Raw genomic sequence first — 13660 nt, 5'->3', positions numbered from 1 at the left:
CATGTGGATAGGGCTCAATCGTCCGTCATGACCACGTGCAATCCGCCCACCATGCGGGCAATCAGGTTGTAAATCACGGCTGCCAGCCAGCTCAGCACAGTCAAAATGATAATCTGCAACACGCCAAAAATCGCGACCAGAGCAATCGTCCGACTAAAGGTCAATGCGTCAACCAGGTTAACCAACGCTGTAGCGGACAGCGCCTGCAAGAACCCTTGCATGGAGGAAAACACGTGCAGCATATCCAACACCAACCACAGCACGATAGCCGCAACCAGCATGACTATGGACATCGCTACCGCCACCAGGAATCCAATTTTCATAGCCGAGAGCGGATTGACCCTGGACAAAATGAGCTTGACGCGACGCACATCAGGCAAATCGGCAGCTTCTTCACGTTCCCGCATTCGCTTTGCTGCCTCCAAGCGCCGCGCCTCCCGCGCCGCTTCCCGCTCGGCTTTCTTGGCAGCCTTGGCTGCCGCTCGTTCGTCAGCATAGGTATTGACAGGAGCGGGCGCAGCCGGGGCGGGCGGTTCCGGCGGAACCATATCGGGTTGAACCTCAGCCACGGGTGGCGCTGCCACCGGGCGTGCATCCGCAACGGGGCTGGGTTCCATCGGAGGCGGGGGAACCGGCTTTTTCACCGAGTTATCCCTGGCTTGCAGAGCACCTGAATACGGGTCGGCATGACCCAACCTCGCCCAGGATACGCTGGGATCCTCGCCGTCCTCGGGCGCATCGGGATTGGGGGCGGGATTATTCCCGTCAGGTGTTCCATTTATCCGCATATTCCATCCCTTCAGATGTTTCCTCGATTTTAAAGCCTAGCCACCGGTGGCTCAATTCATGCTGCTCGATTTCCCGGTGGCGCTTTCGAGGACTTTTGCAATATATCGCACAAAGTCTCCGAAATCCTGCCGTTTAATCCTCCAGCTGCGGGTCATTATCCACGTTGAGGGTGATAGCAATGACCTTGTCGCCCTCATCAGCGCGAGAGAAAATCACGCCCTGCGTGTTGCGTCCGGTCCGGCTGACTTCATCAACACGAGAACGCACGATTTTGCCCCCTGCCATGATGACCAGGACTTCTGAGTCTTCCTCAGTGACCAGTGCGCCGACCAGGTCGCCACGAGCCTCCACCAGGTTCGCGACCTTAATCCCCAGACCACCGCGGCCCTGCACCCGGTATTCAGACAGTGCCGTGCGTTTCGCGTATCCGCCCTCAGTCACCACAAACAGATCCGCTTCGGGGCGCACCACATCCATGGTCAACAGTTCGTCATCAGCCCGGAACCGCATCCCCGTCACGCCGGAAGTCGCCCGACCCATCGGGCGCAGCTGCTCATCACAAGCATTAAACCGCAAGGATTGACCGTGGCGAGACACCAAAATCAAGTCATCGGTCGCGTCTGCCAAGCACGCCGAAACCAGCTGATCCGCCTCTCCGGCACTGTCCTCGCGCAGTTTGATAGCAATCAATCCACCCGTTCGGTTCGTGTCATAGTCGGTCAACCGGGTCTTTTTCACGAAGCCCAGACGGGTCGCCAACACCAGGTAATCCTTGTCTGCAAACGAGGAAACCTGCAGGACTTGGGCGATACGCTCGTCGGGCTGGAAAGCCAGCAGGTTCGCCACATGCTGACCTTTCGAGTCACGTCCTCCCTCGGGAATCTCATACGCTTTCGCGCGATACACTCGCCCGAAATTCGTAAAGAACAGCAGCCAGTCATGCGACGACGTGGTAAAGAAGTGCTCGACCTGATCCTCCTCGCGCAGCGACGCACCTTTAATGCCTTTGCCGCCACGATGCTGGGAACGGTAGGCGTCGACCCGCGTGCGTTTCGCGTAACCACCGCGAGTAATGGTGACCACCACGTCTTCTTCGGGAATCAAATCCTCCATCGACATTTCCCCATCAAAAGGCACGATGGTGGTCTTGCGTTCGTCGCCCCACTTGTCGGTAATTTCGCCAAGTTCCTCGGACACGATGCTCCGCTGGCGTTCGGGGCGAGCCAAAATGTCTTTAAAGTCAGCGACTTTCGCTTCCAATTCGGCATGTTCGTCCAAAATCTTTTGGCGTTCCAAAGCTGCCAAACGGCGCAGCTGCAAAGCCAAAATCGCGTCAGCCTGAACCTCGTCAACCTTCAGGAAATCCATCAACCCGACCCTGGCATCTTCTGCGGTCGGAGAACGACGAATCAACGCGATAACCTCATCTAGCGCATCCAAGGCCGCCAGGTAGCCCTGCAAAATATGCAACCGTTCCTGGGCTTTCGCCAACCGGAAAGCGGTGCGGCGTTTGATGACATCGACCTGGTGGGCAATCCAATAGTGGATAAATCCGTCAATAGAGAGGGTCCGGGGCACCCCGTCGACCAGCGCCAACATGTTGGCAGGGAAGGAATCTTGCAACTGGGTGCGTTTGTACAGGTTATTCAGTACGACTTTCGGCACCGCGTCGCGTTTCAGCACCACCACAATCCGGGTTCCGGCGCGATCCGACGTTTCGTCACGGATATCTGCAATCCCTTGCAGCTGACCATCTTTGACCAGCTGCGCAATCTTAACCTGCAGGTTATCGGGGTTAACCTGGTAGGGCAGTTCGGTCGCCACCAGGCAGGTGCGCCCATTGAGTTCCTCCACGTTGACCACCGCGCGTTGGGTGATAGAACCACGACCGGTGCGGTAAGTTTCCTCAATCCCGCGCCGACCCAAAATCGTAGCGCCGGTGGGGAAATCCGGACCTTTAATGCGCTGCAGGCAAGCTGCGAGCAGTTCTTCACGCGTAGCCTCTGGGTTTTGCAGATACCATTGTGCCGCGTCAGCAACTTCCCGCAGGTTATGGGGCGGAATCCGGGTCGCCATGCCCACCGCGATACCCTCGGAGCCGTTAATCAGCAAGTTCGGGATTCGGCTGGGCAGCACGGTCGGCTCTTGGGAGCGCCCGTCATAGTTATCCATGAAATCGACGGTGTCCTCGTCGATGTCACGCACCATTTCCATGGCGAGGGTAGCCATCTTGCATTCCGTGTACCGAGGCGCCGCTGGTCCGAGGTTACCGGGGGAACCAAAGTTGCCCTGACCAGCCACCAAGGGGTAACGCATCGACCAAGGCTGCACCAACCGGGCTAGTGCATCATAGACCGAAGAATCCCCGTGGGGATGAAAGTGACCCAAAACGTCGCCCACCACGCGCATACACTTGGAATATCCGCCGTTCGGACGGTAGCCACCGTCATACATGGTATAGATAACGCGGCGGTGTACCGGTTTCAGCCCGTCACGGACATCGGGCAGAGCGCGACCCACAATCACGCTCATGGCGTAGTCCATGTAGGACTTTTTCATTTCTTTTTCCAAATCCACCTGCATGACGCGGGTGGATTCCGCCTCAGTAATCACGGGGGCATCGGAATGAATGATTTCTTCCACTTCGGAATCATTGTTGTCTTGGTTATCAGCCATTTCCCTTGTCTTTCAATAGCTTGGTGAGAGTCTCACCGGGGCTTGTGTAGTGTTCGCTTAGATATCCAAGAAGCGCACGTCTTGGGCGTTACGTTGGATAAAGGCGCGCCGCGAACTCACGTCCTCGCCCATGAGCAGCGAAAACACTTCGTCTGCGGAGGCAGCCTCATCCATCGTGACCTGTTTCAGCAGTCGCGCACTGGGATCCATCGTGGTCTCCCACAGTTCCTGGGCGCTCATCTCGCCCAAACCTTTGTAGCGTTGAATCCCGCCTTCCTTGGGCATTCGCGCCCCAGAATCCAGACCCAAGCTGACCATCTTGTCTTTTTCCTTGTCGGAATAGACGAACTGGTGAGGTTTGTTGGACCACTTCAGGCGGTAAAGCGGCGGGGTTGCCAGGAACACGTGACCGTTTTCGATGAGTGGACGCATATAGCGGAACAGCAGGGTCAGCAGCAGGGTGGTGATGTGCTGCCCGTCCACGTCCGCGTCTGCCATCAGCACAATCTTGTAGTAGCGCAGTTTCGACAAATCGAAATCTTCACCAATCCCGGTGCCGAAAGCGGTGATCAGAGACTGGATTTCTTTATTGTCCAAAGCCCGGTCCAGGCGGGCTTTTTCCACGTTGAGGATTTTGCCGCGCAACGGCAGGATAGCCTGGTGCGCCGGGTCGCGCCCCGCCACTGCCGAACCGCCTGCGGAGTCACCCTCGACCAGGAAAATTTCACAATTAGAGGCGTCTCGGCTGGAACAATCCCGCAGCTTGCCAGGCATTGAGAAGGAATCCAGAGCGGTCTTGCGCCGAGTCGCATCCCGTGCTTTTCGAGCCGCGTTACGCGCTTGCTGGGCAGATTGGGCTTTGGCAATAATCGCTTTGCATTCCGCCGGATGGGCATCAAACCAGTCCCCCAGCTGGGAATACACGGTCTGTTGCACGAAAGTGCGAGCCTCGGTGTTGCCCAGTTTCGTTTTCGTCTGACCCTCGAACTGAGGATTGCGGATTTTCACGGAAATCACTGCCGTCAAGCCTTCGCGGCAATCGTCACCGGACAGGTTTTCGTCTTTGTCCTTAATGAAGCCTTTTTCCCGTCCAACCTTGTTCATCAACGAAGTCAAGGCAGCCCGGAACCCTTCCTCGTGGGTGCCTCCCTCGGTCGTGTTGATGGTGTTGGCGTAAGTATAGATAGACTCTGAGTAGGCGCTGGTCCACTGCAGGGCGATTTCCAGCGCCATGGCGTTTTCAACATCCTCCAAGCTAGCCTCGAAGTCGATGATTTCTTCGTGGACGACCTCGGATTTCTTGGTGTCGTTGATGAAATGCACGTAATCGTGCAGACCGTTTTCGTAACAGTAAGACACCGAGCGACGTCCGACCTTGGGAGAATCCGCGTCTCCGTCTTGGTCCCCGGTCACAAAATCACCTTCCGCTGTCACATTGGGGCGCTCATCGGTGAGGGTGATACGCAATCCCTTGTTCAGGAAAGCCATCTGTTGGAAACGGGTCCGCAGGGTTTCATAGTCGAACTCAACAGTTTCAAAAATCTCGGGGTCCGGATAAAACACCTGGACAGTACCGGTTTCCTCGGTGGGTTCGCCCCGGCGGAGCGGCTGGATGACTTTGCCCCCATTGCCGAACTCGATATGCCACTCGTAACCGTCTCGTTTCACGGTGGTCAAAATCTTGGTGGACAGGGCGTTTACCACCGAAATACCGACCCCGTGCAAGCCGCCGGACACCGCGTAGGAGGAGCCACCGAACTTGCCGCCCGCGTGCAGAATAGTCATGACGACTTCCACGGTCGGTCGGTGTTCACTGGGGTGTTCCGCCACCGGAATACCGCGGCCGTTATCTGCCACCCGCACCCCGCCGTCGGCTTGTAAAGTCACCTCAATATGGTCACAGTACCCCGCCAAAGATTCATCGACCGAGTTGTCTACCACCTCATAAACCAAGTGGTGTAAGCCCCGTTCTCCGGTGGATCCGATGTACATACCGGGTCGGACTCGCACTGCTTCCAGGCCTTCGAGGACCCTAATGTCAGAAGCGTCGTAGTGCTCTTCGGGCTTTTCAAAATCGCTCACGTTTGTGTCTCCTTTTTTCGGCTTTTTCGCCACCATAATCCTATCGAATTTTTTGACTATTGCCCTTTAGAGACACGTAAAGACGGATTTCACAGGCTTAATGTGAAAATCATGGCAAAGCAGGTGAGGGTTATCTGTGGCGTGTAGCCGTCGATAAAGTTTGGCATAAGGTCGATGCCAAGGTTCTAGCCGTAGGTGTCGCGCGGTCCGCGCCCCGGAACGCTGCGGGGGCCGTGATTCCAAGACGGCACCTGAGGGCCGCGGATAATGATTTGCTGCACCACTCCCGCTCCCAGCCGCTTGGTGAGTTGTTTGAGCAGCTCGGGCAGTAAGAATTTCAGCTGAGTAGCCCAAGCGGTCGAATCCGTCCGGACGATGAGCTTGCCCTTTTCGAAGCTCTCTACCGTGGAATGGGCAGCGACCTGGGCACCGACATATTCATCCCAATGTTTTTTCACATCGGCGATTTCCAGCGGAGTCTCCCACCCTAAACGCTGCGCCAAATGCCCCAGCAGGAATCCCGCCCGCTGTGGATCGTTTCGGGAGGGACGCGACCCGTCCGTGAAATTGGCGGTAGCCGGCCCCGGAGTCGCTAACTGCTCAATCCTCTCCGGAGTCGAACCAAGGCTTTTCGCCAGGTCAGCGTAATACTGTTTCGCGATTTCGCGATCCAACCATTCCCGTTCGCTCAAATTGTCCGCGTGTTCAGCGGTGGAAAATCCGCGTACCTTCCCAGTGAGGGGGTAAAAGCCCAAGCTGAACATGAGCTCGCGGTAACGTTTCACCGCACGACGCGGCAGCGGGGAATGCATGGTTGGATACAGACCAGAATAGTCGATACCTTTAGCCAAGATGGACCCCCTCTCCCGCTGACGACAACCGCCCAGTCATTATTGCAAAAAATCCGGTGCTGCTCCCTGACCGAGAGTCTCCACGCTGCTTTCACGGGTTTCTGGGTCCAAAGTGACGCGGTAGAACGCGGCGTGTAGCGCTTCAGGAATTTCAGTTCCGGTCGCAGAAGTAATAAACACCTGGTCAGCCTGGTCAATAGCCCACAGCAGGGCGGCACGGCGCTGTTCATCGAGCTCCGCAAATACATCATCCAACAGCAACACCGGGGTGTCCGCAAAGTTTTCGCGCAACAGGGAAAATTCTGCCAAACGCAGGCTCAAAGCATAAGACCAAGACTCACCGTGGGAGGCAAACCCCTTAACCGGTAAACCATTTAAATGCAGCTCCAACTCGTCACGGTGGGGACCGACCAAATTAACTCCGCGCCGGGCCTCATCCGCGTGACGTTGCGCGAGAGCCTGGCGAAACACAGATGACAGCAACTCCGGGTTTGCATACATTTCGCGCTGCTCATCCGCGGACAGTTCCAAAGTTTTCGTGACACTATCCGCATAGGTCAATCCCACCGGGGCGGGGTGCCCGGCAATTCGGGCATACACCGAGGGTAAAAACTGCGCCAACTGGTCGATTACCCGCGCCCTTTCACGCATGACTTCTACCGCTGCCGGGACCAAGGCATCATCCCAGATAGAGAGCTGAATTTCATCTATCGGAGCACGCCGTTTCGCCACGTCTTTCAGGTAAGCTCCACGTTGACGCGCGATTTTTGTGTATTCACCCAACGCCCCAACCAGGGTCGGACGTAACTGGATAGCGATACGGTCCAAAAAAGTGCGGCGAGTAGCCGGGTCGCCTTGCACCAACTGCAAATCTTCAGGGGCAAACAGCACGGTAGACAGGTGACCCAGCAAAGAGCGCGGGCGCACATTATGCCGATTAATCATGGCGCGATTAGCCCTGCCCGCCAACAGTTCAATCTCTAACAGTTCCCCGCTAGCATCCGGATCGGTCAAATCTGTACCAGGATGAACCCGCGCCCGAATTACTCCCGCGCGTAAGGTTGCCGGCGACCGGACCGTGTCCCCAATTTCGCGAAAAATCAGACCCGCATCCGTACCAATCCGGTGCGAAGCCAACACCGCCAGGTAGTTTAGCGCCTCCAGCAGGTTCGTTTTGCCTTGCCCGTTGGCTCCGACAAACACGTTTGTTCCCGCCGGAAAATGCAAAATCACCTGACGGTAGGAACGAAACCAGTCCAGAGCCAGGTCGGAAACAAACACGCGCCCCCCTGAAAGTTCTCGTGACCTACCCCTTGTGAATAAAACTCTAAATGCTGGTGCGGATAGGCATAATCAGGTAGCGGAAAGTCAGATTATCCTCACCAGTTTCTTCCTTTTGACCCGTGATGACCACTGGTTTCGCCTCATCTTTGAAAGACAGACGCGCATACGGTTCGTCGATAGCACCCAGTCCCTCCAGGAGCATCCGTGAGTTAAAAGATACCGAGATGTCCGGACCGTTCAACAGCGCTGGAATCGTGTCAGTCGCACTGTTTTCCGCGCCATTACCCGCCAGGAACTCCAACTGTCCGGAGGTGAAACGCAAAGAAATCTGTTGATTAGAGAGATTAGAGGAGACAATCGCCACCCGTTTGGCAGTTTCAATAAACTGATCGACCTTTACTACCGCCGTGACATTAATCGGTTCGGGGAACAGACGCCGCACGTCAGGATAGTTTCCGTCGTTAATTTGGGAAGTAAATACCCGTCCGTTGGCTGCCAAACCAATCAGGGAAGCGGGATTATTGGCAGAACCCACCGCGACTTCGACATCGCCGGCGGTAGCAATGTTCTTTGCTGCATCGCTCAAATTTTTGGCTTTCACCACCAGGTCTTGATCCCCGCCCTGAACACCAGCCCACGGCATCTCTTTCAACGCCATCCGGTAGCGGTCAGTTGCCAAAAGATACAGTTTGTCCGGGCGAACCTCCAGAGAAATCCCCGTCAGCAGCGGCAACGTTTCATCACGAGAAGCCGCCACCGCGACTTGTGAAATTGAATGAGCAAAAGCTGCCGCATCGACTTTCCCTGCACTTTCCGGCATTTGCGGCAACGGCGGGTATTCCTCAGAATGCATCATGATGAGCTTTTGTTTGAAAGAACCACAAGTGATGTGCAGGTAGTTATCTTCCGTAGCAAACTTCACCAGGTCAGCGCGAGACGGCAAGGCTCGTGCCGTTTCGCTGAGTAGCTTGCCATCTACCACTGCCACCCCCGGCTCTGTGACTTCTTCAGCTGCGACCGTCACACGAGACGAAACCTCATAATCATAGGAGGAAAACTCCACTCCGTCCTCTCCCGCTTCGATGCGTACACCGGAAAGCACTGCCACTGCCGGACGTGGTGAAATAGACCGGGAACTCCATGCCACAGCTTCTGCCAAAGTGTCGCGTCTCAACACGAGTTCCATGAAATTCCTCCCCAAATGCGAAATGTTGTTATACAAACTCTAACCCAAAACCGCATACTTGAGTACTCCCGTAGTTTGCTGTTTCGGCAGTGGAGAGACACTGGGATACACAGCAGCGCCGCGCCTTTGATGATGGAAGAAAAATGCCAAAATTTTTTAAAAAATAATTACCTTCATTACCAGTGTGAATTCTGTGTATAACCCGAGTTTGATAGGTGGCAGTTCGGAATCACAAATCTGTAGTTCAGTTGATAACTTTCGGGAAAACGCAGCCGACTTGTGAATTAAATCCTTTCCACATTTTCATCCACAACAAATTCCCGAAAAAACCCGGCTTCATCCCCAGCTTTGTCCACATACGCGAGTTTGGGTTCTCAAGTGGAGTTTTGCGCGGTTCCGTTCGGGGTCGCGGGGGAGGACCCTAGCGACATCGAGGGAGCACCCTCCCCCATCGCGTCTCCGCTACGTTCTCGCCGCGATAGGGCCCCCTCCCCAGCGTCGTACGGGTTCCTCCCCCCGCTCCCCTCACGGTTTCCGGCGTTTTGTTTAGTGAAAGTGGCATTAAACACGACAGGAATCCCGCGACCCCCAAATCGGTACACCGCAACCTCCCCCAAGCACCTCGTGACCTGGGAAATACTGTCTGCACCGACCTTGTGAACAGAACAATAGAGGCAGACGCAGAAAGAAAAAGAGATGGAAAAACTGTTGGAAAGGCAGCGGAACTAGGATTCGCGGGTGGCGCGGCGCACCGCGTCGGAAATATCGGAAACGGATTTGAAAGTTTGGGTGTCTTCCTTCATGGATGCCGCGACCTTTTTATTGGCGTGCATGACTGTCGTATGATCGCGACCTCCGAAAGCAGCTCCGACTTGAGGCAATGATAAGTCGGTCAGTTCACGGCACAGATACATGGCGATTTGGCGCGGTCCCACCACGGTACGGGATCGGTTCGCGGAGAGCAAGTCTTCGGAAGTCAACGAAAAGTATTGGGCAGTGCAATCAATAATCATTTCAGGAGTGATTTCTTTGGCGCCCTTGCCGGTCATCAAATCGCGAATTGCCAGTTTCGCAGTTTCAATGGTGGCGGGTACGTGGTTCAGTGACCAATATGCCGTGACCCGAATCAATGCGCCTTCCAAAGCGCGAATGTCGGAATCAACGTTTGAGGCAATGAATTCCGCCACATCATCGGGCATTTGCATGTTTCCGGCCTGGGCTTTTCGGCGCAGAATCGCAATTCGCGTCTCTAGGCTGGGGGGTTGAATGTCTGCCATCAGACCCCATTCCAGGCGCGAACGAACTCGCTCTTCAAACCCCTTCAGCTCTTTGGGAGCCACGTCAGAGGTGATAACGACCTGTTTTTGTGCGGTGTGCAGCGTGTTAAAGGTGTGGAAGAACTCCTCTAAGGTTTGTTCTTTGCCTGCCAAGAACTGAATATCGTCGATGAGTAGGAAGTCGACTTCGCGGTACCGCGCCTGGAATTCAGCGAAAGTCTGTGAGGCGATGGCGTTGATGAACTCGTTGGTGAATTCCTCAGAAGAAATGTATTTGACCTTCGAGTCGGGGTACAGCTCCAGGGCATAGTTGCCGATGGCGTGCAGCAGGTGGGTTTTGCCCAGTCCTGGACCACCATAAATAAACAGTGGATTGTAGGCTTTGGCAGGAGACGCCACCACAGATTCTGCTGCGGCAGCGGTAAATGAGTTTGAAGAACCGATGACGAAAGAGTCAAAAGTGTAGGTCGGGTTCAGTCCCGTGTTCGAGTCAATGTGCAGGGTCTGTTGATGTTCCGGCTCCCAGACGGGGGTGGTGGGGGCGATAGGTGGGGCTGGTTGAGGTGCTACGGGTTCAAAAGTTTGGGGTGTGGGCGCCATATTGCCCAGGTTTTCGTCTACGGTCACAATCAAGTTGTTGATGGGACGGTGCAACACTTCGCTGAACGTGGTCTTAAACAGGTCGGAGTACTTCGACTCAATCATGGTCTTGACGTCATTGCTGGATACTGCCAAAACAGCTGCGTCCCCGGATTCCCCCAAACCTTTGGATTGGCGGATGAGCGCCAGGTCGAAGTTGCCGATTTTTCCTGAAACACTGAGATTTTCAAGCGCTTTCGCCCAAAAATCGGTAGGTCCAAGGTCAGCTTTGGCCGCGCTTTCCCAGGCAGCATTGTCCACGGTCAGTACTCTCCTTGGCTGTTGTGTCTATGCAGATAAAACTGAGTAAATCTTGCCACTCTTTAGTGAAATCCACAAAGTTTTCCACAACCTGTGGACAAAGTTACAACCGTGTAACTCTGGGATGAGGTGCAATTTCATTAGAGTTTTCCAATTATTTTCCAGGAAATTCTATGACTCCGACTTTTTCGCTAATTTGCAAGGATGCTGATAATTGGGCTAAATTGGGGCTTCGTCTTATGACTTAACTGCGGCTCGGGATTTCCCGGGATTATTTTTCAGGAGAAAAAAGTGACTAAGCGGACTTATCAGCCCCATAATCGTCGCCGCGCTCACAAGCACGGCTTCCGTAATCGTATGGCCACTCGTGGTGGTCGGGCGGTTATCAGCGCTCGGCGTCGTCGTGGTCGCAAGCGTCTGGCGGTCTAGTCCCCAAGCTGATGCTTGCTAAGGCAAACCGGCTGACCCGCGCCCAGGACTTTCGTCAGGCAATGCGTGAGGGTCGTCACGCTCACTGTCATAACATGGTGTTTCACCAATATCTCGGTAACGGGAGTGAGCCGGCACGAATCGGTTTTGTCGTAGCCAAGCGGTTTGTGAAACACGCCACAGGACGCAACCTCGTTAAACGTCGGTTGCGTCACTTGGTGCGCGACCGTATCACAGAGTTTCCAGCAGGTTCTTTAAATGTGTTTTATGCCAAAGCTGGCATTGCCGAAGTAGATTATCCACAGCTGGAAAACCAAATTCAGATATTGTTGCGAAAGATGGCGCACAAACAACACGGTGATCGGGATTTTGTAAGTCCATCCCGGTCCTGCTAGCCAGATTTGTCTCAGATTACGGCTGGTGAAAGTTAGGATAGATACGGTGTTAGCGGGCAAGGCATTATGGCGGTGGGTCTGGAACCTGCCGGCAACTGTGTCGCGCTTGTTTATTCACATCTATCAGCACACCTTGTCAAAAGCATTTGGACCGGTGTGTAAGTATTACCCCAGCTGTTCCCATTACGCTGACTTAGCTTTGCAGGTACACGGATTTTGGAAAGGCTCGGCGCTCACTCTGTGGCGGTTGCTGCGGTGCAACCCCTACTCTGATGGTGGCGTAGATTATCCTCCCGTGAAAGGTTCCTGGACCAATCCGTGGACCGCCCCCGGCAGCGTTAGCTCCCAAACTTATGGTCTTTCCCCTGGTCAAAACGCACTGTGGACCGCAGAGGCGAGTGGGGAAACTTTGGAAACGAAAGAAAGAACGGTGTCATGTTGCTGAGCCTGGTTTCGGCTGCTGGGGAAGCCAAGCTGTCCCTCTACGATCAGATTTTGTACCCCTTTATGTGGGTGGTGGGTTGGGTTCTGCGTGGGGTTCACGAGATGATTACCCTCCTCGGTGTAGAGTCCGGCGCTGGAATTGGCTGGGTGTTGGCGATTGTCGGGATGACTATCGTGGTGCGCCTGATTATCGTGCCACTGTTTATCAAACAGATTAAAGCGTCTCGGGCTATGAGCTTGGCGCAGCCCGAATTGACTGCCATTACCAAGAAATATAAGGGCAAACGTGATCAGCAGACCATGATGCGCCAACAGGAAGAAATGAAAGCCGTGCAAAAGAAGTACGGCGCTTCCATGTCCGCCTCGTGCCTGCCCCTATTGGTTCAGATGCCGGTACTTCTCGCTCTGTATCGTTTGCTTTACTACATGTCGGCGGTCGCGCACGGGACTATGCCCGAGCATGTTTCCATCGGCGGAATGGGTCAACAGCAAGCCAAAGCCCTGTGGGATTCCACGTTCTTTGGTGAATCTTTGGGTCAGACTATGTTCGGTCCCACTTCCACCTTGCAGACCAAGATTGTCATTGGCATTATGGTGGCTTTTCTGGTTATCACTATGTTCGTTCAGACCGCGTTCCTCTCCATGAAGAACATGAGTGACGAACAGCTGAACTCGGATAACCCGATGGTGAAATCCACGAAGTCCATGATGTATTTCATGCCCCTGGTGTATCTGTTCACCGGTCCGGTCGTGCAGGTCGGGCTGCTCATTTACTGGGCGACTTCTAATACGTGGAGTTTGGTGCAACAGTACTTCATGATTCGGGCATACCCCACTCGCGGTTCCGCTGCCGCGCGGTGGCGTGCTGATGCGCATGAACAGAAGTTTGAGAAATACCGTGCTGACCAAGAGAAACAACTCTCTGCTCAGTTGGAACAGATTGAGCTTAATGAGGCGGGGTTGAATCAAAAGGGTGTTCAGGTCGCTATGCGTGAAGCCCGGTTGGCGCATATCCGGAAGCTCGAGAAACGCCGGATGGAGCTGGGATTAGATGAAATTAATTTCGGTTCCGTGGATGCCCAGGGTAAAGGGGGCAAACAGCAACGGATGCAGCCCGGTCAAAAGGGCTGGGAGGAATACCGCGCTCAGTTTGATAAGGACAAAGCTGAGGAACGCGCTGATATGGAGCCTGATCCGGATGAAGTGGGTAAGGATGGTTTGACCGCCAGCCAACGTGCCACTAAACAAGCTGAAAGGCGCGCAGCAGAACGCAAAGCTAAACAAAAGAAATCAAAAAAGAAGCAAGGGAACCGATAGAGACGAAATTTTCAGGCAATGCGACGCAGT

The 13660-nt window shown here is 54.6% G+C and carries 11 protein-coding genes; 4 read left to right on the top strand and 7 right to left on the bottom strand.

Features of this window, described 5'->3' with window-relative positions:
• Positions 1-14: 14 nt before the first annotated feature.
• From HMPREF0574_RS05915 to dnaA, 7 genes are all read right to left on the bottom strand, one after another.
• On the bottom strand, positions 15-788 hold the full coding sequence (locus HMPREF0574_RS05915; RefSeq protein ID WP_004007810.1) for a DUF3566 domain-containing protein: 774 nt from the start codon (positions 786-788) through the stop codon (positions 15-17).
• A 133-nt stretch (positions 789-921) separates the two neighbouring features.
• A complete protein-coding gene (gene gyrA / locus HMPREF0574_RS05910; protein ID WP_004007809.1) occupies positions 922-3465 on the bottom strand; it encodes a DNA gyrase subunit A in 2544 nt (847 codons plus the stop codon).
• 57 nt (positions 3466-3522) lie between these two features.
• Positions 3523-5583: a DNA topoisomerase (ATP-hydrolyzing) subunit B gene (gyrB, locus tag HMPREF0574_RS05905; RefSeq protein ID WP_004007808.1), complete on the bottom strand. Its 2061-nt coding sequence runs from the start codon at positions 5581-5583 to the stop codon at positions 3523-3525.
• A gap of 149 nt (positions 5584-5732) precedes the next feature.
• Positions 5733-6398, bottom strand: a complete 666-nt coding sequence (locus tag HMPREF0574_RS05900; protein ID WP_236585966.1) for a DciA family protein — start codon at positions 6396-6398, stop codon at positions 5733-5735.
• Positions 6399-6437: 39 nt separating this feature from the next.
• The gene (gene recF / locus HMPREF0574_RS05895; protein ID WP_004007806.1) at positions 6438-7679 is read right to left on the bottom strand and encodes a DNA replication/repair protein RecF; all 1242 of its coding nucleotides are present in this window, start codon (positions 7677-7679) and stop codon (positions 6438-6440) included.
• 46 nt (positions 7680-7725) lie between these two features.
• Complete coding sequence (gene dnaN, locus HMPREF0574_RS05890) at positions 7726-8868, bottom strand: DNA polymerase III subunit beta (protein WP_004007805.1); 1143 nt, start codon at positions 8866-8868, stop codon at positions 7726-7728.
• Positions 8869-9593: 725 nt separating this feature from the next.
• On the bottom strand, positions 9594-11045 hold the full coding sequence (gene dnaA, locus HMPREF0574_RS05885) for a chromosomal replication initiator protein DnaA (protein ID WP_004007803.1): 1452 nt from the start codon (positions 11043-11045) through the stop codon (positions 9594-9596).
• Between the two features lie 291 nt (positions 11046-11336).
• Between dnaA and rpmH the strand changes: the two genes are divergently transcribed.
• The 4 genes from rpmH to yidC are packed head-to-tail and all read left to right on the top strand — an operon-like array spanning position 11337 to position 13630.
• Entirely contained in the window at positions 11337-11474 is a 138-nt protein-coding gene (gene rpmH / locus HMPREF0574_RS09495) for a 50S ribosomal protein L34 (protein ID WP_004007802.1), read from the top strand.
• A gap of 11 nt (positions 11475-11485) precedes the next feature.
• Positions 11486-11869 carry a ribonuclease P protein component gene (gene rnpA, locus HMPREF0574_RS05880; RefSeq protein ID WP_004007801.1) on the top strand — a complete coding sequence of 128 codons (384 nt, stop codon included), beginning with the start codon at positions 11486-11488 and terminating at the stop codon, positions 11867-11869.
• Between the two features lie 25 nt (positions 11870-11894).
• Positions 11895-12314 carry a membrane protein insertion efficiency factor YidD gene (yidD, locus tag HMPREF0574_RS09285; protein ID WP_236585967.1) on the top strand — a complete coding sequence of 140 codons (420 nt, stop codon included), beginning with the start codon at positions 11895-11897 and terminating at the stop codon, positions 12312-12314.
• A complete protein-coding gene (yidC, locus tag HMPREF0574_RS05870; protein ID WP_004007799.1) occupies positions 12305-13630 on the top strand; it encodes a membrane protein insertase YidC in 1326 nt (441 codons plus the stop codon). The genes yidD and yidC overlap by 10 nt, the downstream gene beginning before the upstream one ends.
• The last annotated feature ends 30 nt before the right edge of the window (positions 13631-13660 follow it).

Origin of the sequence: Mobiluncus curtisii subsp. curtisii ATCC 35241 (assembly GCF_000146285.1) — a bacterium.
In the GTDB taxonomy this organism is placed as follows: Bacteria; Actinomycetota; Actinomycetes; order Actinomycetales; family Actinomycetaceae; genus Mobiluncus; species Mobiluncus curtisii.
This window is presented reverse-complemented; position numbering and strand designations above follow the sequence as displayed.

Bases quoted from the DNA above. Each gene is read 5' to 3' on its own strand.
- dnaN (WP_004007805.1), bottom strand. From the start codon at position 8,868: ATGGAACTCGTGTTGAGACGCGACACTTTGGCAGAAGCTGTGGCATGG.
- gyrA (WP_004007809.1), bottom strand. From the start codon at position 3,465: ATGGCTGATAACCAAGACAACAATGATTCCGAAGTGGAAGAAATCATT.
- yidC (WP_004007799.1), top strand. From the start codon at position 12,305: ATGTTGCTGAGCCTGGTTTCGGCTGCTGGGGAAGCCAAGCTGTCCCTC.
- rnpA (WP_004007801.1), top strand. From the start codon at position 11,486: ATGCTTGCTAAGGCAAACCGGCTGACCCGCGCCCAGGACTTTCGTCAG.
- gyrB (WP_004007808.1), bottom strand. From the start codon at position 5,583: ATGGTGGCGAAAAAGCCGAAAAAAGGAGACACAAACGTGAGCGATTTT.
- HMPREF0574_RS05915 (WP_004007810.1), bottom strand. From the start codon at position 788: ATGCGGATAAATGGAACACCTGACGGGAATAATCCCGCCCCCAATCCC.